The following is a 19,890-nucleotide window of genomic DNA, read 5'->3' as shown; positions in this document are numbered from 1 at the left end:
ATGCCACCAAAGGCGGCGTATGCGATGCTTGCACCCAAGGCCGAAAGCAATACACGACGAGACGTAAACACTGTTCGATCCTCCTACAATTTCTGTGAAACTTCGGAATTTGATAATCGAAATGCGACACGCACGCGACTTCCACCCGCAAGACGAGAGGGGTCCTTAAGCGATGCTACCGTAGCGTTTAAATGATTTGCGAGTTCCGCTTTAGCTTAACTTCGTCGGCAGCAAAATATCGGATCTTACAATTTTGGCTAAGAGGAATTTCAGTGCCCAAATCGAAATCTCAACCTATCCTGCCTTGAGCGATTTGCTGATATAGAGTGTAGTGCCTCCGCTCCCGACCACAGTTCCTTTGGCGGGCTTGGAAATTGCGGGGCCCCCATCTCACCGATACATTCAGTCTTCAACTTGAGCTTGGGGTTTGCAAGGAAATCAGCAACTACTTTCGACCCGCACGGATCGGAATCAATGACATCGTGTCCGATCCCCCGAAAGACCACCACCTGGCCGAAAGGAAGGGTCTTCGCCGCGTGGTCCGCCCATGCTGTCGGCGTTGCTGGATCATATTCTCCCGACAACAGAAGAGTGGGTATGTCAGTGCGGCGCGGCTGCACCTGCGATGCTGGCCCGTTCTCAAGCATCCAAAGAGGGCATGCCCAGGAGTAGTCGTTCAGCTCAACCCATTTCGACCAGTATTTGTCCTGCTTGCCATTCAGATCGGGGAGATCGCTGTCGGAACAACTTACAGAGAAGTCCATACCTTGGGAGATCTCCAGGTCGTCAGCATCGAAAAGTATCTCCGCCAGGGGTCTGAAATCCTGTTTGTATGTCCTCTCGATCAGCTCCGGCAGGGTCAGGAGCGCATCGCGATCGTATAAAATGCCGAATATAAGCTCGAGGAAATCTGCCCCGGAGACATATGTGTAGCGCGCCTCTTTATCTGTGCTGCGCAAGAGCAAAGGCTGCCGATCCAGCTGTCTTGCAATAAGCTGAACAGCATTGGATATCCCATTCATGCATCTGTTCGCTGCCTCACAGTCTCGTTCTAGCAATTTTAACGATCGGTCGAGATTCGGCCCATCTTCGTTCAGGTAATTGATATCCAGCGGAACAACTGAATCCAATATACTCGCCGAGACCCCTTCGGGGTGCTGGTTCATCACTTCGAGTGCAAGCCTGGTGCCATACGAGACGCCATAGAGAACCCACTTTTCTATCCCGAGAGCCTTCCGAAGGTCATCAATATCCTCCGCATTCTCCTCAGTGTTGTAGGCATCAAGATCAATGCCCTTTGCGATCAACGCCGTCCTGCATGCAAGAACTTCATCTTTTTTGAGCTTGCTAAAGGTGGTTTCGACCTCAACGCTCGAGAGAATGGCGTTCCAATGATCGGGCTTGAAATATTGAGAACAGTCCAAGGCGGGAGCGGACTTTCCGATACCCCGCTGATCAGCGACGATTACTCGGCGTCCGATCATCCAACTCTGGGCGCCGATGAATTCCCACCATCCATCGATGTCGTCGCTATTGGCAATGTCGGTAGGCTGCCCCGGTCCTCCTGTGAGAAACACCACCGGTTCGTGCCGTTCGCGGTCCGGTTCGAATACGACCACGGACAGGACGACCTCGGTACCGCCCGTCTTCTTTCGATTTTCTGGAACATTCACGGTCCCACACGTCATTGCCCGATCCCGGGGAATTTCGAACCAACAGCTGGTTTTCTTGAACTCACCCGCAGTGAGCTCCCCACCCCCCAGGCAAATGAGGAACGCAACCGACGTGACCACGAGAAGAAAACACCAACCTGGTTTGATGTACGCGCGTCTAAACACGGTAGACATCTCGCCCCTCATTTATAAGTATATGAAAACTGCTCGATTACGGATCGAATATTCTTCGCGTCATCGACAAATCAGGAATAAAACGCCCGTAATCACGGCTTTGTTATTTTATTCAAGACGGAGAGTCTTCCCCCCGACATTGCCAAGGAACAATTCCGTGTTTCAGAAAAATGGCAGGAAAAAACCTACCCTGCACGCAGCCTAACGACTCTCTCCATTTCGTGTTCCCAAGCGATATTGGGTTACTCCAACACAAAATTGGAAACAAGCTCGACAAACCGGAGATTATATTAGCGCTTTTGATTGAGCCGTGCGCGAGACAGTTGGTCAGCACTGCGCTTATGTAAGCCGTGTTTTGCGCTACATTGCTCATCCGATTTTGCGCGGGTGCTCGCACCCTCCTCCTTATGGTGGATTCCCATTCTTTAGCATTAACGCATATAAAGACCGCGCTTCTGCACTCACGATGGGAACACAACCATGCGGAATCGAAAGTCACTTCAACTGGCGCTTTGGGCTTGTATATCGCTTTTTCTCACCGACGCCGCTTTAGCGAAAGATGCCTACAAGACTCCCTGTAGAGCGGACGCCAAGCGGGTGTGCCACATGGACAACGAAGTGAAGGCGCAAGGCTGCCTTAAACAGCACCTCAGCGAACTCACGCCGGGTTGCAAGGCCTTTCTCAGTAAACAATGAGATGGCCGCGGGTCCTGTAGCCCGATTGCGTGCTCCGATGGTGAGATTGCTCGCCGCGGGGTCTCACGCGATGGCACGATGAGCAAGGCGGACACCGTTCGCCCTGCCGGCATTCTGGTCCCATTCGCCCCAACCGGGCGCCAGTCACGGCCCCGCCAGTTGCGTGGACATGCGAGGATGGCCGGGATTGACGAAAGGTATCAAAGGCCAGCGAGCGGCTGGCTTGTCTGTCTGACAGCCTGCCTCAGCCCACCCTGACCACGAAATGCTTCGTCACCGGCTCGATGATCTTCCAGGTTCCCTTGAAATCGGCTTCCACCACGAAGGCGTCGCCGGGGCCGACTTCGACCGGCGTGCCGCCGTCGGGCGTGATGATGATGCGGCCCGCGATCATGTGCACGAACTCATAGTCGGTGTAGGTGGCGTGATACGTACCGGGCGACGCCCGCCAGGTTCCTGAGATCACCTTGCCGTCCGCGGTCGTGTGCTGGACGGCGGTTTGCATCGTCGGCCGGCCCTCGACCGCGATCCAGCCAGGCAGGTCGCCGGCTTCCGCGTGTTCGACGGTGCCGAATTTCAGGATCGTCTTGTTCGTCATGCCGGGGCTCCGTTTTGCTTCGCTGTCGCACCGTCGGATAGCCGTTACGCGTGGCGTGGGCAATGCCGCCAGGGGGACCAGGGCAACCAATCCGGGTTCACCGGCGCCTTCGCACTGTTTGACGGAGATCTGAACGAAAAAACCCGCCTGCTCGGCGGGTCCCTGGCGCGACTCAGCACCATAGGCAATTTGTAGCATTAACTGCCTTCACAGTCAATGAAGCTGAGTTCGCGGCCTTGCACCAGGAACCAGGCGCGTCCGCGCCTGGGGTGGGCGATTTGGCAATTCCTGCTGCTCCTCAGTCTGAAATCCTCAGGGCTTGTGGCGCGCCGCGACGAGTTCCGCCTTGCGCCTTGCCGTTTCCATTCCCAGCCCGATGAAGGCGCGCGCGTGCTTGGCCAGCGCCATGTTGTCCGTCCACAGATTACGCCAGATGGCGGTCTTCTTCGACAGGTTCTCGTCGACGATCTCCGAGGAGAAGGATTCGAAGCTGAGATCGTCGGCATAGCCGATCGCCGTCAGCGCATCGAATATCGCGGCGAAGTCGATATTGCCGGTGCCGAGGAAGCCGCGATGGCTCTCGCCGATATGGACATAGCCGATCTTGCCGGCGGCATGGCGGATGGCCAGCCCGACATCGGCCTCCTCGATGTTCATGTGGAAGGTGTCGAGGTGGAGAAAGATGTTGTCGGAGCCGGTGTCCTCGATGAAGGCCAGCCCTTGCGCGGCGGTGTTGAGCAGATTGCTCTCAAAGCGGTTGACGATCTCGAGGTTGAGCGTGACGCCTGCCGCCTTCGCGGTTTCGGCGACCTTGGCCAGCGTCCCGGCGCTGCGGTTCCACTGGTCTCGCGTCGGCGCCTCGGTCTGCAATCCGTGGCTGGTCGAGAGGATACCGGCGACCTTCTGGCCGCCGAGGTCGCGCGTCAGGGCGACGGTGTCGTTGAGGATCCCGACGCCGCGCGCGGCGACCGCCTTGTCGGCGCTCGAAATGTCGCCGTCGACCGGCAGGCCGATGCTGATCGCCACGCCGAGGTCGAGATCGGCGATGCGCTTGGCGAGCCCGCCAATATCGACATTGGCGGGGTCGAGATAGGAGAATTCGATCAGGTCGAAGCCGGCCTCCTTGGTGTTGGCCAGCGTGCGTTCGAGCTCGGCCTGCGTCGAGCTCGCCGACCAGACGAAAGAGTGGATTCCGATGCGCGACATGATCGTCTCCGGTTTTGCGACGAAATGAGGAGGACGCGGCAGGTCAGCCCGGCCGCGTCCGCCTTGGACTGATCAGCGGGCCGCGGTCCAGCCCTTGTAGTCCTTCAGATTCTCGGCGGTGATCAGCTTCGGATCGAGCAGCACCACCGGCTCCGCCGGCTTCTTGCCGGCAAGCACGTCGGCGGCCATCGTCAGCGACTGGCCGGCCATCACGTAGGGATCCTGCGAGGCAGAAGCCTTGATCATGGACTTGCCGGATGCCAGTTCCTTCTCGATGTCCGGCGCGCCGTCGACGGCGGTGAAGATGAACTCCGAGCGGTTGAGCTGCTTGGCGGCGAGCTCGGCGCCGATCGCCGTCGGATCGTTGATGGCGAACACCGCGTCGATCTTGTCGAAACGGGTCAGCAGCGACTGGAACACCTTCAGGCCGCCGTCGCGCGAGCCTTCGGCGTTCTGGTCGTCGGACAGGATCTTGATGTCGGGATGCTGGGCAAGCACGTTCTTGCAGCCCTTCACGCGCTCCAGGATCGACGAGGACGCCGGACCGTTGAGGATGACGTAGTTGCCCTTGCCGCCAGTTTGGTCGACCAGATATTGGCAGGCCTCCTCGCCGGCCTTGACATTGTTGGTCATAACGGTGACGTCGGCGCCTGGCGCGGAGACGTCGAAGGCCGCGACCACGATGCCCGCCGCCTGCGCCTTCTTCACCGCGGGCGCGATCGCCTTGGCATCGACGGCGTTGAGCATGATGACGTCGACGCCGGCGGCGATGAAGGAATCGACCTGCGAGACCTGCTTGTTCAAGTCATAGTCGGCCGACACCGACGTCACCTCGACGTTCGGATTGATCTTCTTGGCCGCGTCCTCGATGCCCTTGATGGTGGCGACGAAGAAGGGGTTGCCGAGCAGGCCGACCGAGATGCCGACCTTGTTCAGGTCCTTGGCCGATGCCGGCGCAATGGCGACGGCCGCGAACGCGGCGCCGCAGAGCAGTTTGGCGATGGTCTTCATTACGCTTACTTCCTCCTGATGCCCCGCGCCTCTCACGGTGCGTTACACAAGCCGGTCTTTGATGCCGGCGACAAGGTCACTCACGTTCTTGCCCCTGCCTGGAGCCTGTAGCGGTCGAGGGCGACCGCCACGATGATGACCAATCCCTTGATGATGTACTGCCAGATGTCCGAGACGCCGGCCAGGATGAGCCCGTTGGACAGCACAGCGATGATCAGCCCGCCGATCAGCGTGCCCCAGATCGAGCCGACGCCGCCGACGAAGCTTGTGCCGCCCAGGATGACCGCGGCGATGGCGTCGAGTTCGTAGGACTGGCCGAGCTGCAGGCCGTTGGCGGCATAGAGCCTGGCCGCCGACATGGCGCCGCCGAGACCTGCCAGCAGGCCGGACACGCCATAGACGAAGAGCAGCACCAGCGGCACCTTGATGCCGGTCAGCCGCGCCGCCTCGGCATTGCCGCCCACGGCATAGATCCAGGTGCCGAGCACGGTGCGTTTCAGCACCAGCCACGACACCACCACCACCGTCAGCGCGATGATGACCAGCCAGGGAACGCCGAACAGCGAGCCGTTGCCGATGAAGTCGAACGGCAGGTCGGAGTTGAACACGGTCGTGTCTTCGCCGAGCAGGCGGGCGACGCCGCGCACGGCGGTCAGCGATCCCAGCGTGACGATGAAGGGCGGCAGCCTGATATAGGCGATGAGCAGCCCGTTGATGACCCCGAAGCCGAGACCGACCAGAATGGCCGCCGGCACGCCGAGCAGGCCCCAGTCCGGCACCAGCGACACCAGCACCGCCACCATTGCGGAAGCGGCAAGGATCGAGCCGACCGACAGGTCGATGCCGCCGGTGAGGATGACAAAGGTCATGCCGGCGGCGAGCACGATGTTGATCGACGATTGCTGCGTGACGATCAACAGGTTGGTGCCGGTGAGAAAACGCGGATTGATGAACTGGAAGCCGGCCGCCAGCAACACCAGCACCGGCAGCATGCCGAGCGCGGCGAGAGCCGTGCGCAGCCGCCGGCTCCTGACCGCCGCCTGATCCACACTCGTCGTCGCGGTCGTTCTGTCGGTCATCCCTTCGGTCCTTCCTGGGCCGCTCCCGTCGCAAGTTCCATGATCGCTTCCTGGCGAAGCGCCTCGCCCCGGGACGCCGTCACCTCGCCCGCTATGGCGCCGTCGCGCATCACCAACACCCGATCGGCGACGCCGATCACCTCTGGCAATTCGCTGGAGATCATCAGTATGGCGATGCCCCGGTTGGCGAGATCGTCGATCAGCCGGTAGATTTCCGATTTGGCGCCGACATCGACGCCGCGCGTCGGCTCGTCGAGGATGACGACCTTCGGCTCGGTCTCCAGCAGGCGAGCCAGCAGCACCTTCTGCTGGTTGCCGCCCGACAGCGAACCGGCATTGGCCTGCGCCGAGCGGGTGCGGATCGAGAGATCGGCGACGGCTTTCGCAGCGCGCCTGTCGGCGGCGGCGAAGTCCCGCAAGCCGCCGGCGCGCGCATCCCTGGCCAGTACGCCCATGTTGATGTTGTCGGAAATAGACATGTCGAGGAACAGGCCGAGTTCCTTGCGGTCCTCGGTGAGATAGGCGATGCCGGCATCGAGCGCCTCGCGCGGCGAGCCGATGGCGATCGGCTTGCCGTCGAGCTCCAGCGTGCCGGCGCTGCGCCGGTCGGCGCCGAAGATGAGCCTGGCAAGTTCGGTGCGGCCCGAGCCGACGAGGCCCGCCAGCGCCAGCACCTCGCCGTGATAGAGGTCGAAGGAGCAGTCCTTCAGCAGCCTGCCGTCGGACATGCCGCGCACCGACAGCGCCACGGCGCGCTTTTCGCCCGGCGGGCGGTGATCCTTCTTGTAGAACGCCGAGAGATCGCGGCCGACCATCATCGAAACGAGCCGCGAGGCGCTGAGGTCGGCGCGCTCCAGCGTGCCGACATAGCCGCTGTCGCGCAGCACGCTGACGCGGTCGGCGAGCTGGTAGACCTCTTCCATGCGATGGCTGATGTAGATGATGGCGATGCCTTGCGCCTTCAGCGTCGCGATCACCTCGAACAGCCGCTCGGTCTCGCGCGAGGTCAGCGACGTGGTCGGCTCGTCCATGACGATGATGCGCGCATTGGTCGACAGCGCCCGGGCGATCTCGACCAGCTGGCGCTCGCCGAGTGACAGGCCGGAAACCAGGGCACGCGCCGAAAAGGAAACGCCGAGCCGGCCGATGATCTCGGTCGCGCGCCGGTTGCACTGGTCGCGGTCGACGATGCCGAAACGGCGCGGTTCGTTGCCGAGGAAAATGTTCTGCGCCACGGTCAGATTGGGCGCCAGCGACAGTTCCTGGTAGATCACCGCGACGCCGCTGGCGCGCGCCTTGATCGGATCGCCGGTCGCGGCGGGCATGCCATCGATCAGGATCTCGCCCCCGGGATCGGGACGATAGGCGCCCGAAAGCACCTTCATCAGCGTCGACTTGCCGGCACCGTTCTCGCCCATCAGCGCGTGCAGCTCGCCGGCCTGGACGGTAAGCGAAACATCCTGCAGGGCGCGGATCGCGCCGAACGTCTTCGAAATATGGCGCATTTCCAGCACCGGGTGGCGTTCCGCCCCCATGCCGGCTGTCTCCGTCCTGGCCTGCGCGCTCATCGGGCTGCGACCTTGCCGGCGGTCCCGGCGACCAGATCGCGCCAGCCGTCGCGGTAGCCGGCGAGGCTGGTGAAGCGCGCTGCTTTCACCGGCTCCGGCGGCTCGGCGGCGAATTCACGCCCGACGCTCTCGAAAGCCAGGGCCGCAGCGCCCGTGGCGCTGCCTTGCAGCGAAGCGCCCTGCATGAAGGCCTGCTCCGGCCGCAGCTGCGCCAGCAGGCTGGCGAGCAGGCCGCCAGTGTTGAGCCCGCCGTCGACGATCACGGTGTTGCTGGAATGGATGAGGTCGAGGCAGAGGTCGAGCATCAGCGCGACATAGAGCAGTGCCACGGCCGCACGCTCGCCGGCATCAGGCGTGCGTCCGACCAGCCGGCCCGAACGGCCTGGCATCGGCCCGCCCGGCGCGAAGCTCGGTAATGCCATCATGCCGGCATCGATCGCCCGCTGCACCGCCGCGCCTTCGACCGGGCCTTGCCAGCCGTCGCTGATGGCGGCGAATTCGCGCCCGCCCATGAAGCGGATGGTCGGCACCGGGCCGCCGTCCACATCGACATTGACCAGCATGTCGCGATCGCGGTCGAGCGCCTCGAGCGGACAGTCGGGATTGAGCACGATGACCCAGGTGCCGGTCGAAACCACTGTCACCGAGCCCAGCCCCTGCCGCCGATAGGCATGGAGCGCGGCATTCGAGTCGTGGACGCCGTTGTGGATGGCGAGCGGCCGCGACGCGCTGCCGAAGTCCTGTTCGCCGATGACAGTACCGGCACGCGCGAAGGCCGGCATCTGGTGGCGCCACCCCTCGGCGTCGACCAGTGAGGAAAAATCGTGACGACGCGGCGCCCACAGATGCGAATGGCAGCCGAGATAGGACACTTCGCAAACCGGCCTGCCGCCAAGGCGCCAGCTCCAATATTGCGGATAGCCGAGAATCCATTTCGCCGTCGCGAAAGCGTCGGATGCGGCCTCCTGCAGCCACAGCATGTGGCGGCCGTAGTTGAAACCGAGCGGCAGCCGCGGCGAGAACGTCTCGGCGTAGTCCGGAATGCGGCGATCGATCCGCGCGGCGATTTCGGCCGGCGGCTCCTGCTCATAGTCGAGGATCGGATGCGTCAGCGCCGCGTCGTCCACGAGGGCGAAGGTGCAGCCATGGCCCGACACCATCACCCCTTCCACGCCATGGTTTTCGATCACAGCGGTGACGGCGCCGAGCGCCCAATCGTGGAGGTCGGCCTCATCGAGCACGCTGAAGCCGCCTTGGCGCGCCCATTTCGGCTGGGTCCGGCGCTCGTCGAGAATGCGTCCGTCCTGGCCGAAGACGAACAGCTTCGAATTGGTCTTGCCGAAGTCGAGCACCGCGACCTTCATGCGATGGCTCCCATGGTCGAAGCAATCCGCACCATGACGCCGGCATCCTCCAGCATGCGCGCGTCGGCATCGGAAAGACCGTCGTCGGTGACCAGCGTGCCGATGCGCGACAGGGGCAGCGCGACGTTACGGGCCTGGATTGAAAGCTTGCGGCTGTCGGCCAGCACGACGATCTGGTCGGCGCACTGGCTAAGCTCGACGATCGAGCGCACCAGCAGCGGGTGCGATTCCAGCAAGCCTTCCTGGCCGATGCCTTGCGCGCCGAGAAAGAACTTCGAAGCGTAGAAAGGTGCCGGATGGGTGAGCGAGTGAATGATGCCCGGCTCGCGGTGCAGGTCGCCGCCGGCAACGGTCAGGCTGCAATGGCCATGATCGCTCAGATACGCCGCCAGCGGCATCGAGTTGGTGTAGAGCCGGATGCTGCGCTCGGCGAGCTTGACCCCGAGATGGAAACAGGTCGAGCCGCCATGCACGATGACCGCGTCGCCGTCGCGCACCATGGTCGCGGCTAGGTTGGCGATCTGCCGCTTGGCCTCGACCGCGAGGTCGCGATTCTCGTCATAGGGCCGGGCATAGGCGACGCCGGCCTGCGACGTGCCGTCGAGCGCCGAAACACCGCCATAGACCTTGCGCGCCTCGCCCGCCTCGTCGATCCGGTCGATGTCGCGCCGCACCGTCGCGGCCGAAACGCCGAGCCGCTCCTGCAGCTCCCGCACCGAGGCGAAGGGGCGATCACGCAAGAGTTCGACGATCTGACGCTGGCGGCCGGAGTCGCTCACCTGTTTCCTCCAAAACGCCGTTCTGCGACGGCAATTGGTGTAACTTACTCAACATTAGCTCGATTGCAAGCCGCAACTGACGGTATTCGATCACGGTTGACGGAACTCACTCTTATCTGCGATATCAACCCGTCGAATGCCCGACCACCGCATTCGACGGTTGGCGGATTGTTGGAGGAGATGCGTGATGGCGACCCAGGCGGATGCGCAGGAATTGGCGGCGCTGCGGGCGCTTTCGGCCGCCATCGGACAGGATCCGCATCTGACCCAGGCCGCCGGCGGCAACACCTCGCTGAAAGCCGGAGACACGCTGTGGATCAAGGCTTCCGGGACCTGGCTGAAAGACGCGCTCGCCGATGACATCATGGTGCCGGTGGCGATGGCGCCATTGCTCGAGGCGGTTGAACGACGCGACCCCGCCGCCGACCAGCCTCAGGCCTTCGCCATTGGCGCGCTCAACCCGCGCGGGCTGCGTCCCTCGATCGAGACCACGGTGCATGCCTTGATGCCGCAGCGCGTGGTCCTGCATGTCCACTGCGTCGACACCATTTCGCTTGCGGTGCAGGCCGATTGCGAGGTCCTGGCCGCGCGCCGGCTCGCAGGCATCCAATGGGCCTATGTTCCCTACCGCCGGCCGGGCCTGCCGCTGGCCCAGGGCATCTCCGAAAGGCTGCGGCCGGGCATCGATGTCCTGATCCTGGGCAATCACGGCCTCGTCGTCGCGGCCGAGACCGTCACCGGAGCGGAGGCGCTGTTGCGCCGCGTCACCGGGCTTCTGGCAAGGGCGCCGCGCGAAGCGGCCGCGCCCGACATCGCGGCACTGACCGCGCTTGCCGCAAACTCCGGCTACCGCTTGCCCATCGACACCGAGGCGCACGCGGTCGCCATCGATCCCGACAGCCGCCGCATGGCATCGGGCGGCAGCCTCTATCCCGACCATGTCATCTTCCTCGGCAAGGGTTCGGTGGTGGCTGCGCCCGGCGAGGACGTCGCCGCTGTCGTCAGGCGTCGCGGCGCCCAGCCCCTGTCGATCCTGTTTCCGGGGCTCGGCGTCCTGATGCGCGCCAATGCCAGCGCCGGCGCCGACGCCATGCAGCGTTGCCTTGCCGACGTGACGGCGCGGGTCGATGTCACGGCGACGTTGAATTACCTTACCGAGGCGGAGAACGACGAACTCGTCAACTGGGACGCCGAGCAGTACCGCCAGAAACTGAACGCCTCCGGTGGCTGACATGTCGCCCGTCGCCGGCTCGCCTCTCTCGGATCGCCTCGTCATCGGCGTCGATATCGGCACCTCGGGCGCCCGCGCCGTAGCCATGCGCCCGGACTTTTCAATTGCCGGCCAAGCCGCCGTCCGCCTCGACGCGTTTGGCCAGGATCCGCGCAGCCCGGCGGCATGGTGGCAAGCGGTCCGGGCAGCGCTGGCGGAGTTGATTGCGGGCATCGACCGGACCACGGTCCGCGCCATCGCCGTGGATGGCACCTCGGGCACGTTGCTGCCGGTCGACGGTGCCGGACGGCCGCTCGCCGAACCGCTGATGTACAACGACAAGGTCGCCGGCGACGATATACTGGCCGCGATCGCGCGCGAGGCGCCGGCGGGCAGCGCCGCGCACGGCGCGACCTCAGGCCTCGCCAAGGCGCTTCGCTTCCAGCATCTGCCGGGCGTGGCGGCGGTGCTGCATCAGGCGGACTGGATCGCCGGACAGTTCTCGGGCCGCTTCGACGTCAGCGACGAGAACAACGCCTTGAAAACCGGTTACGATGTCGAGACCCGCCGTTGGCCGGACTGGATCGCGGCGACCGGAATGCGCATGGATTTGCTGCCTGACGTCGTCGAGCCGGGCGACGTCACCGGCACGCTCACCGCGGCGATGGCGGATCTGTTCGGCTTGGGCCGCGACGTGATCGTCGTTGCCGGCACGACCGATGGCTGCGCCTCTTTCCTGGCGACGGGTGCGGCGGGGGTCGGCGACGGAGTCACGGCGCTTGGCTCCTCGCTTACCATCAAGATCCTGTCCGACCGGCCGATCTCGGCGCCGCGATACGGCATCTACAGCCACCGGCTGGGCAATGCCTGGCTGGCCGGCGGGGCCTCGAATTCCGGCGGCAAGGTGCTGGCGCAGCATTTTCCCCTCACGCGCATCATCGAGCTCAGTGCCATGATCGACCCGGCGACCGAGACCGGCCTCGACTATTATCCGCTCGCCACATCGGGCGAACGCTTCCCGATCGCCGATCCGGCGCTCCCCCCGCGCCTCGTCCCGCGCCCGGTGGATGATGCCGACTATCTCAAGGCGATGTTCGAAGGCATGGCCGCGATCGAAGCGCTCGGCTATCGCCGGCTTGGCGAGCTCGGCGCGCCGGCGCTGACTTCGGTGCGCAGCGTCGGCGGCGGCGCGGCAAATCCGGCGTGGAGCGCGATCCGGCAGCGTAAGCTCGGCGTTGCGTTCTTGCCGGCTTTGTCGGACGAGGCCGCTGCCGGAACGGCGCGGCTGGCGTTGAAGGGTGCGAACGAGGCGGGGCTGCTATGAGCGGGAAACTGGCTGAACGCCTCGACGGCATCGGAGCGCTGGCGGAGCGCTACCAGGTCTTCCTGGTCGACCAGTTCGGCGTGCTGCATGACGGCTCGGCCCCCTATCCCGGCGCGGTGGCGGCCTTGGCGGCACTGAAGCGCGCCGGCAAGACCGTGGTGCTGGTCTCCAACTCCGGCAGGCGCGCCAAGCCCAACGAGGACCGTTTGCTGAGGCTCGGCTTCGAGGCCGGAAGCTGGGATCATTTCGTTTCCTCCGGCGAGGTGGCGTGGCGATCCTTCCACGAAATGGCGGGGACCGGAGCGTTGCGGCCCGGCACGAACTGCCTGTTGATCAGCCGCGATAATGACCGCAGAGCGATCGAGGGCCTGCCTTTTGTGTTGACCGGAGCCGGCGATACCGCCAACCTGGTACTGATCGCGGCCAGCGAAGGCGACCGCTACGACCTGGACCATTATCGCCGCCTGCTGGCGCCGGCGGCGGCGCGAAAGGTGCCATGCTTCTGCACCAATCCCGACAAGATCATGCTGACGGCGGTCGGGCCTCGCTTCGGCGCCGGCGAGATCGCCGATCTCTACGAGAGCCTGGGCGGCAGCGTCACCCGCATCGGCAAGCCCGGCCCGGCGATCTTCGATGCCGCACTGGCGCTGGCCGGCGAGCCCGACCGCGCCAGCGTGGTCTGCGTCGGCGATAGTGTCGAGCATGACATAGCGGGCGGAAACGGCTCCGGCATCGCCACGGCGCTGGTCCTGAGCGGGATATTGGCGGACACTTCGGATCTTGTCGCTGTTTTCGACGAGGAGCAGGCCTGGCCGGACTACGTCACGGGGTCCTTCAGCTTCCGTTGACCGCCTCGAGCATGCGCCTTGCGCTCTCTTCGTCGGTGATCAGGATGGTCGGCGCGATCAGGTTCATGGCGCCGAGCAGCGCCGCTGTCTTCTCTTCGCCGCCGGACGTGAGAATGCGGATCGGCGCCTTGCGCAGCCGATCGACCTCCACTGACATCACATGGCTGTTGACGGGATGGTCGACGAGATCGCCATTGCGGTCGAAGAAATGGAACAGAAGGTCGCCAACGGCGCCACGCGCAACCAAGGCCTCGCGGTCCGCCTCCTTAAGAAAGCCGCCGCGAGAGAAGGTGGTGGCCGAAGCGATGCCGCCGACGCTCAGCAGAACGGCATCGAGCACATTGGCCATCTCAAAAACCTCCTGCAGGCCGCAACGCTCGACCAGCGCGATCTTTGTCTCGACGCTGTCGACGACGGCCGGCGTCGGGATCAGATAGCCGTCGCCCTGGAAGATTTGGGCGAAGCGCCAGGCGAACTCGGCCGGGTTGTAGCGGCGCACGACGCCCACACCGCCCAGCAGCGAAATGACCTTGAAGTCGGTGAGCGATTTGGTGCTGATGAAGGGCAGGCTCGAGAAAAGCGTCTGACCCCAGCCGACGCCGACGCGCATGCCGGATTTCATCGTGTCGGACAGGAAAATCCCGGTCTTCGCGCTGATCGCGGGGATCGGATCGGCATTGGGCGCGGTCAGCGGCGCCACCAGCGCCTGCTTCAGGCCGAACGTGCGCTCCAGCGCGCGCTCCAGCCGCACGATCTCTGACAACTCGCTTTCGATGGTGATTTTCACCTCGTTGCGGGATCTCGCCTCCGCCAGCATGCGCACGATGGTGACGCGGCCGACGCCGAGCACGTCGGCTATCTCGTTCTGCGTCATCTGCTCGACGAAATACATCCAGGCGGCGCGGATCCGGAGGCGGTCCGTACGGCTCTCGTTGACGACCTGTTCGGGCGCCTCGGCCCCGCCGTTTTCGCTATCGCCCTGCCGTCGCCTGCCCAACTGTCTGTCTCCCCGCTCGGCGATGTAGGAGTCCCTCGCCGATTCTCCACGCTGGTTTAATATCGCCTATTGATCTACCAATCGATAGGAACAATGTAGGGTCAGCGGCCGGCTCTCGGCGGCCGAGGCCGGTAGACGTTTTCGAGGCGATTCGCGATGCTCCGACAAATCTCCAGGGATGTCCGCGTCAATTTGAAGGACCGGCTGCGCGACGTCCGCGACATCATTCGCCAGAGCCGCCACGACAGCGACAGCGAGGCCAATCTCGTGCGGGAAGCAACCAGCCATTTGCCGCCGTTCCCGGGCAAAGGCATCGAAGGCCTGCTCGGCCATGCCGCCAGTGCCTTCGACGAAGCCTTGTCGATCGCCGAATCCTTTGTCCCGCATGACCGCCCGACGAAGATCGACGGAACGACTGTGAAAGGCCTTGGCATCTATTTCCCGGCCGGCAACGAGGAACGCCGGTCCAGCGCCGAGCGCGTCTTCCGGCGCGACATGTACTATCTGACCAGGACCGTGCTCGCCGCCCTGAGGATCGACAATGCCCGGATCCACGAGGCGGATTTCGCCGCCGTCCACGCCGCCATGCGAAAACGCCACGCCGGTCTGCTGGCCGCGATGCCCGCCAGACCCGGCCCCGCCGCGCTGCCGGCCGTCGCCGCTGCCTGTGCGGCGCTGCTGGTCGAGTGCCTCAACCACCGTCCTGTCCGCCTTGTCGAAGCCGAACCGGATGCAATCGGCGACCGGGCGCTCGACATAGCTTGCTTGGCCCCCGTCGTCCTGGCCTGCGGCCTGGCCACCACGGCCAGCGACGGTGCGCCTGAGCCCGACATGCTGGAGACCGCTGTTCTGGCGGCCGGCATCCGTCACGACCGCGTCGTCAAGGCCTGTGCCAAGGCGAGCCCGGTCGATGAATTGACACCTGTCTTCGCCACCTTGCTTGCCCATTTGCCGTAGCTGCCGGTTCTGGCCGAGACTATCGCCCGAGCGCCATGTCCGCGATGGTCTTCTTGGCGCGCTGGATCGAGGCCGGGCTCATCGAGAGCTCGGTCAGCCCCATCTTGAGAAAGGCCGGGATGAGGTCGGGGCGTCCGGCCGCCTCGCCGCACATGCCCACCATGATGCCGGCGGCCACGCCGGCTCTTGCCGTCAACTCGATCGCCGACATGACGGCCGGGTTGGCGACATCATTGAGCTTGGCCACGGTCGGGTTGAGCCGGTCGGCGGCCATGATGTACTGGGTCAGGTCGTTGGTGCCGATCGAGAAGAACGACACCTCTTTCGCCAGCGCCGGCGCGATCAGAACGGCGGCCGGCGTTTCGATCATCACACCAAGATCGAACGCCGCATGCGGCACGCCTTGCGCCTTCAGTTCCGCCGCGCACTCGGCAACCAGAACCCGCGTCTGCCGTACCTCCGATATGTCGGAGACCATCGGGAGCATCACCTTGATGTTGCCGTGCACGGCTGCCCTGAGCAGCGCCCTGAGTTGGCGCTTGAAGATATCCGGCCGGTCGAGGCACATGCGGATGCCGCGCCAGCCGAGGAAGGGATTTTCCTCGTCGGGAAATTCGATGCCGGCGATCGGCTTGTCACCGCCTATGTCGAGCGTGCGCACGATGACGGGATAGGGCGCGAATGCCTTGGCCAGCGCCGCATAGGTCTCGGCCTGCATGTCCTCGGAGGGCAGATGCATATGGCGCATGAACAGAAGCTCGGTGCGGAACAGGCCGACGCCCATGGCGCCGGCTTCCTGCGCTGCCGCGATTTCCTCCAGCGAGCCGATATTGGCGGCGACCTCGATGATCCTGCCGTCCGCGAGTTTTGGCGTCACGGTCTTGAAGACGGCCAGTCCGGCGCGCTCCTTGACCGCCGCCTCGACGCGGGCGGCGAAGTCCGCGCGGGTCGCCGCATCGGGATCGACGATCACCTGCCCGCCATTGCCGTCCACGGCCACCTCGCGCGCGCTGCGCAGGGCATTGATCTGGTCGCCAAGGCCCAGCACTGCCGGAATGCCGTGCGAACGGGCGATGATGGCAATGTGCGAGGTGGCCCCGCCATGGCCGCACACCACCCCGCCGATGCGCTTCAGCGGCGCCCGCGCCAGGTCCCAGGCGCCGATGTCGTCGGCGATCAGGATGGCGCCTTCGGGGATATTTTCGAGGCTGGCGTCATCCTGGCCGAGCAGCGCCAGACAGATCTGTCGTCCGACCGCATGGCAGTCGTCGGCGCGCGCGTTGAGATAGTGATCATCGACCGCGCTGAAATCGGCGGCTATGGTGGAGGCGGCGGTGATGACGGCTGAGACAGCGTCATTGCCGCTTTTGATCGCCTTCTCGGCCTCGCCGGTCAGGCTGTCGTCGGCGGCGATGTCCCGCAGCGCCGCGATGATGCCGCGATCTCCGGCGGACAGGGTGTCCTGCGCCAGCGCCTTGTCCATGCGCGCCTGAACGGCGGCGACGGCGGCGCGGAACCTGTCGATCTCGCCGGCGATCTCCTCCGCCTGCAGCATGCGGCCCTGTCCAGCGATGTCAGGCGGAAAATGCGCGAAGGCAGGCCCGATGGCGACGCCCTCGCTCGCCGCGACGCCGCGCAAACCGGCCACGCCTGAAGCAGCCGGTGCGGGTTCGGACGCCGGCACAATGTCCTCGCCCGTATTGGCGGCCGGTTGCGGATCGTCATCGTCGAGACCTGCCTTCGGATTCTCGAGATAGCCGATCAGCGCCTCGATCGCCTCGATGGCGTCCGCGCCATTCGCCCGCACGGTGACTTCCTGGTTTTCCTTCACCGCCAGCAGCATCAGCTTGACCGAGCTCTTGGCGCTGACCGCCTTGCCGTCCTTGACCAGCTCGACATCGGATTCGAAACCCTTGGCAAGCTTGACGAAGCGCGTGGCGGGACGGGCGTGCAAACCTTCATGCACTCTGACGATGGTCGAGCGTTCCATGGCAAATACTCTGTTGTGGCGCCGCGCCGACATGGGTCGCGGCGCGAATGCTTCAGGCGGCGATGGTGATGATCGCGTCTGTCTTCAGGGCGGCCACGAGCGCTTGGGTGTCGACCTGCGAAGCGCAGATCTCGCCCGGCCGCTCGGCCTCGGTGGCGCCATTGAACGAGATGACGACATGCCCCATCTCGAGCACCTTGCTCCAGGCGCTGGAGCCGACCGCCGTGATTGTCGCGGAAACAGGTCCAAGGGTGATCGACGCGCCCTTCTGCGGCGCGCCTTCGCTGGGCCCGAGTTCCGTCTTGTGGAGCACGGAAACCTCGGCAAGCTCCGGCGGCGAGCCATCCGCGAACAGGATGAGCACGCCCCCTTCGGCAAGGTCCGCTACTTCAGGCCCGATGGAAGTGACCCGTGTTCTCAGCAGAACCGTCATATGGCGAACCTCATTTCCTTACTTTCCTCGAGGGGGTCACGGACGCCCGTGAACCCCTCTATCTCCGTGCTTTGGCGCAATTCCCAAGGGAAAGCGCTACGCGCCTTTTTCCGGGAAAGCCGTTTCAGGCTTTCCCGGAATTTGCTTAGAACACGATCAGACTGACGACCCAGGCGATCAGCACCGAGACCGGGCCCATGATCTGGCGGCTGATGAGAACCGCTGGGACGCCGATTTCGATCGTCTTGGGCTTGGCTTCACCGAGCGCCAGGCCGACCGGGACAAAGTCGCAGCCCACCTGGGTGTTGTAGGCAAACAGCGCCGGCAGCGCCATCGCCGGCGAAATCGTGCCGTTGGCGATCTGCGGACCGATGATGGCGACGCCGATGACCTGCGCGATGACCGCACCCGGTCCCAGGATGGGGGACAGGAACGGCAGGCCGCAGATAGCCGAGATGATCAGCAGGCCGACGATGTTGTTGGCGAGCGGTCCCATCGGCTGGGCAAGCACGTCGCCGATGCCGGTGTACAGGATCAGGCCGATGAGCATGGTCACGAAGGCCATGAACGGCAGCACGTTGCGCACCACCTGGTCGATCGTACGGCGGCCGGCATTGAAGAAGATGCCGACCACGCGGCCCATGACGCGGCCGATCGAGCTGATCAGGCCGATCAGCCCGCCTTCGCTCGGCAGCGGCCGTGGTGCCGCGGCCGCGGTGTTGTTGCCTGGACTCATCGATGCTGCTCCCCCCGCAGTGGTGACCGCCTCGGATCCGTCCGCCATCGTGACATTGGCCGGCTTCACGCCCGAAACGTAGATGTCCTCGGTGATGAACTGGGCGAGCGGCCCAGCCTGGCCGACCGGCGTCAGGTTGACGGTCGGGATGCGCTTGCGCGGATAGACGCCGCAGCGTGCGGTGCCGCCGCAGTCGACGACGACGACCGCCATCTCGCTTTCGATCGGCGGCGCCTTGAAGCCGTCGACGGCCGTGGCGCCGGTCATGTCGGCGATGAGCTGTGCCACGGGATGGATGCCGCCTCCGGTGACGGAGACGATCTTGTCGCGCTGTGCGGTCGGCTCGATGACGAGCGGGCCGCCCCAGCCCGTGGAGCCCCGGGAGATCCTTACGGCTTTGTATGTCTTGGCCATGATGTCCTCCCCGCCCTTACAGCTCGATGCCCTGGCGGCGTGCCATGATGGCGGTGATGCGCTCGGTCAGCATGCCCTTGAGCAGGATGACGACGAGGCCGACGATGGCGTACCAGATCGCCACCTTGACGTGATAGCCTCCGGCGACGACACCCCGCTTCTCCAGGTCGAGCAAGGCGACCAGCATGCCGCCCCAGACGAAGTATTCGCCGGGGTTGATATGCGGGAACAGGCCGAGCGGCGGATGCACGTAGGAGACAGCCGCGTCATAGAAGGCGGGCTTGTGCTTTTCTTCCAGGAACGATCCGAAGGTGTAAGCCATCGGATTGGTGAGGAAGAACACCGCCAGCAGAGGCAGCAGTGTATAGCGGGTCAGCGCGATCCTGCCGGCGCCGCGTGCCAGGCCGTGGACGCGCTCCTCGCCGACCAGTTCGGTGACGGCGTAGAAGGCGGTCATCAGCACCACCAGTGTCGGGATGATGCCGGTGACGAAGCCGGCGAACACTTCGCCGCCTTTCTGGAAGATGCCGATGAAGTATTTGCCGATTGCGGTCAGCCAGCCGAGTTGCTCTTCCTGCTGCACATTTTTCAGCTGTTCCTTCAGCTGATCGGCGGTGACAGGCGCGCTGTCGGTCTGCGCCTGCGCCAACACCACGAGATGATCGGTGGCATGCTCGACGCCGAGCCTGCCATGCCAGGCAGCATCCGAGACCATGGTGCCTGCAACATGCAGGTTATGCACGGCCATGTCGGCATGCTGCGCCAATAACGAAAATACAGACATTTCTCCTCCTTATGCCGCCCGCCGGTTGATTCCGGCCGGTGCGCGGCGT

17 protein-coding genes are annotated in these 19,890 nt (G+C 64.4%); 4 read left to right on the top strand and 13 right to left on the bottom strand.

Annotation, left to right across the window (positions count from 1 at the left end):
- Positions 1-269: 269 nt before the first annotated feature.
- The 8 genes from FJ940_RS26260 to FJ940_RS26225 all read right to left on the bottom strand — a co-directional run bounded on the left by FJ940_RS26260 (position 270) and on the right by FJ940_RS26225 (position 10,148).
- Positions 270-1,847, bottom strand: coding sequence for an alpha/beta hydrolase (locus FJ940_RS26260; protein WP_181165413.1), 1,578 nt, complete (start codon positions 1,845-1,847; stop codon positions 270-272).
- A 940-nt stretch (positions 1,848-2,787) separates the two neighbouring features.
- Positions 2,788-3,141 (bottom strand): cupin domain-containing protein, encoded by a 354-nt coding sequence (locus FJ940_RS26255; protein ID WP_140501578.1) that lies wholly within the window; start codon positions 3,139-3,141, stop codon positions 2,788-2,790.
- A gap of 312 nt (positions 3,142-3,453) precedes the next feature.
- On the bottom strand, positions 3,454-4,347 hold the full coding sequence (locus FJ940_RS26250) for a sugar phosphate isomerase/epimerase (protein ID WP_140501580.1): 894 nt from the start codon (positions 4,345-4,347) through the stop codon (positions 3,454-3,456).
- Between the two features lie 72 nt (positions 4,348-4,419).
- The gene (locus tag FJ940_RS26245; protein ID WP_140517934.1) at positions 4,420-5,358 is read right to left on the bottom strand and encodes an ABC transporter substrate-binding protein; all 939 of its coding nucleotides are present in this window, start codon (positions 5,356-5,358) and stop codon (positions 4,420-4,422) included.
- Positions 5,359-5,438: 80 nt separating this feature from the next.
- Complete coding sequence (locus tag FJ940_RS26240; RefSeq protein WP_140517933.1) at positions 5,439-6,437, bottom strand: ribose ABC transporter permease; 999 nt, start codon at positions 6,435-6,437, stop codon at positions 5,439-5,441.
- Positions 6,434-8,005, bottom strand: a complete 1,572-nt coding sequence (locus FJ940_RS26235; RefSeq protein WP_140658334.1) for a sugar ABC transporter ATP-binding protein — start codon at positions 8,003-8,005, stop codon at positions 6,434-6,436. Before FJ940_RS26235 ends, FJ940_RS26240 begins: the two co-directional genes overlap by 4 nt.
- Complete coding sequence (locus FJ940_RS26230) at positions 8,002-9,369, bottom strand: FGGY-family carbohydrate kinase (protein ID WP_140658332.1); 1,368 nt, start codon at positions 9,367-9,369, stop codon at positions 8,002-8,004. Before FJ940_RS26230 ends, FJ940_RS26235 begins: the two co-directional genes overlap by 4 nt.
- On the bottom strand, positions 9,366-10,148 hold the full coding sequence (locus FJ940_RS26225) for a DeoR/GlpR family DNA-binding transcription regulator (RefSeq protein ID WP_140517930.1): 783 nt from the start codon (positions 10,146-10,148) through the stop codon (positions 9,366-9,368). Before FJ940_RS26225 ends, FJ940_RS26230 begins: the two co-directional genes overlap by 4 nt.
- Positions 10,149-10,335: 187 nt before the next feature.
- Between FJ940_RS26225 and FJ940_RS26220 the strand changes: the two genes are divergently transcribed.
- From FJ940_RS26220 to FJ940_RS26210, 3 genes are read left to right on the top strand one after another with little or no spacing between them, the layout of a single operon-like run.
- A complete protein-coding gene (locus tag FJ940_RS26220) occupies positions 10,336-11,379 on the top strand; it encodes a class II aldolase/adducin family protein (protein WP_140517929.1) in 1,044 nt (347 codons plus the stop codon).
- Between the two features lies 1 nt (position 11,380).
- Positions 11,381-12,682 carry an FGGY-family carbohydrate kinase gene (locus tag FJ940_RS26215; protein ID WP_140658330.1) on the top strand — a complete coding sequence of 434 codons (1,302 nt, stop codon included), beginning with the start codon at positions 11,381-11,383 and terminating at the stop codon, positions 12,680-12,682.
- The gene (locus tag FJ940_RS26210; protein WP_140658328.1) at positions 12,679-13,530 is read left to right on the top strand and encodes a TIGR01459 family HAD-type hydrolase; all 852 of its coding nucleotides are present in this window, start codon (positions 12,679-12,681) and stop codon (positions 13,528-13,530) included. Before FJ940_RS26215 ends, FJ940_RS26210 begins: the two co-directional genes overlap by 4 nt.
- On the opposite strand, the gene FJ940_RS26205 is transcribed toward FJ940_RS26210, so the two are convergent.
- Positions 13,517-14,527 (bottom strand): sugar-binding transcriptional regulator, encoded by a 1,011-nt coding sequence (locus FJ940_RS26205; RefSeq protein ID WP_140501598.1) that lies wholly within the window; start codon positions 14,525-14,527, stop codon positions 13,517-13,519. The genes FJ940_RS26210 and FJ940_RS26205 overlap by 14 nt on opposite strands.
- Before the next feature lie 156 nt (positions 14,528-14,683).
- On the opposite strand from FJ940_RS26205, the gene FJ940_RS26200 reads away from it, so the two are divergent.
- Entirely contained in the window at positions 14,684-15,484 is an 801-nt protein-coding gene (locus FJ940_RS26200) for a hypothetical protein (protein ID WP_140658326.1), read from the top strand.
- A 19-nt stretch (positions 15,485-15,503) separates the two neighbouring features.
- Here the strand turns inward: FJ940_RS26200 and ptsP are convergent, their stop codons facing one another.
- From ptsP to FJ940_RS26180, 4 genes are all read right to left on the bottom strand, one after another.
- A complete protein-coding gene (gene ptsP, locus FJ940_RS26195) occupies positions 15,504-17,474 on the bottom strand; it encodes a phosphoenolpyruvate--protein phosphotransferase (RefSeq protein WP_140517925.1) in 1,971 nt (656 codons plus the stop codon).
- Between the two features lie 52 nt (positions 17,475-17,526).
- Positions 17,527-17,907 (bottom strand): PTS glucitol/sorbitol transporter subunit IIA, encoded by a 381-nt coding sequence (locus FJ940_RS26190; RefSeq protein WP_140501604.1) that lies wholly within the window; start codon positions 17,905-17,907, stop codon positions 17,527-17,529.
- A gap of 145 nt (positions 17,908-18,052) precedes the next feature.
- A complete protein-coding gene (locus tag FJ940_RS26185) occupies positions 18,053-19,057 on the bottom strand; it encodes a PTS glucitol/sorbitol transporter subunit IIB (RefSeq protein WP_140501606.1) in 1,005 nt (334 codons plus the stop codon).
- Between the two features lie 16 nt (positions 19,058-19,073).
- A complete protein-coding gene (locus FJ940_RS26180; RefSeq protein ID WP_140501608.1) occupies positions 19,074-19,841 on the bottom strand; it encodes a PTS glucitol/sorbitol transporter subunit IIC in 768 nt (255 codons plus the stop codon).
- Between the last annotated feature and the right edge of the window lie 49 nt (positions 19,842-19,890).

The organism is Mesorhizobium sp. B2-3-7 (assembly GCF_006442695.1).
Classification (GTDB): Bacteria; Pseudomonadota; Alphaproteobacteria; order Rhizobiales; family Rhizobiaceae; genus Mesorhizobium.
This window is presented reverse-complemented; position numbering and strand designations above follow the sequence as displayed.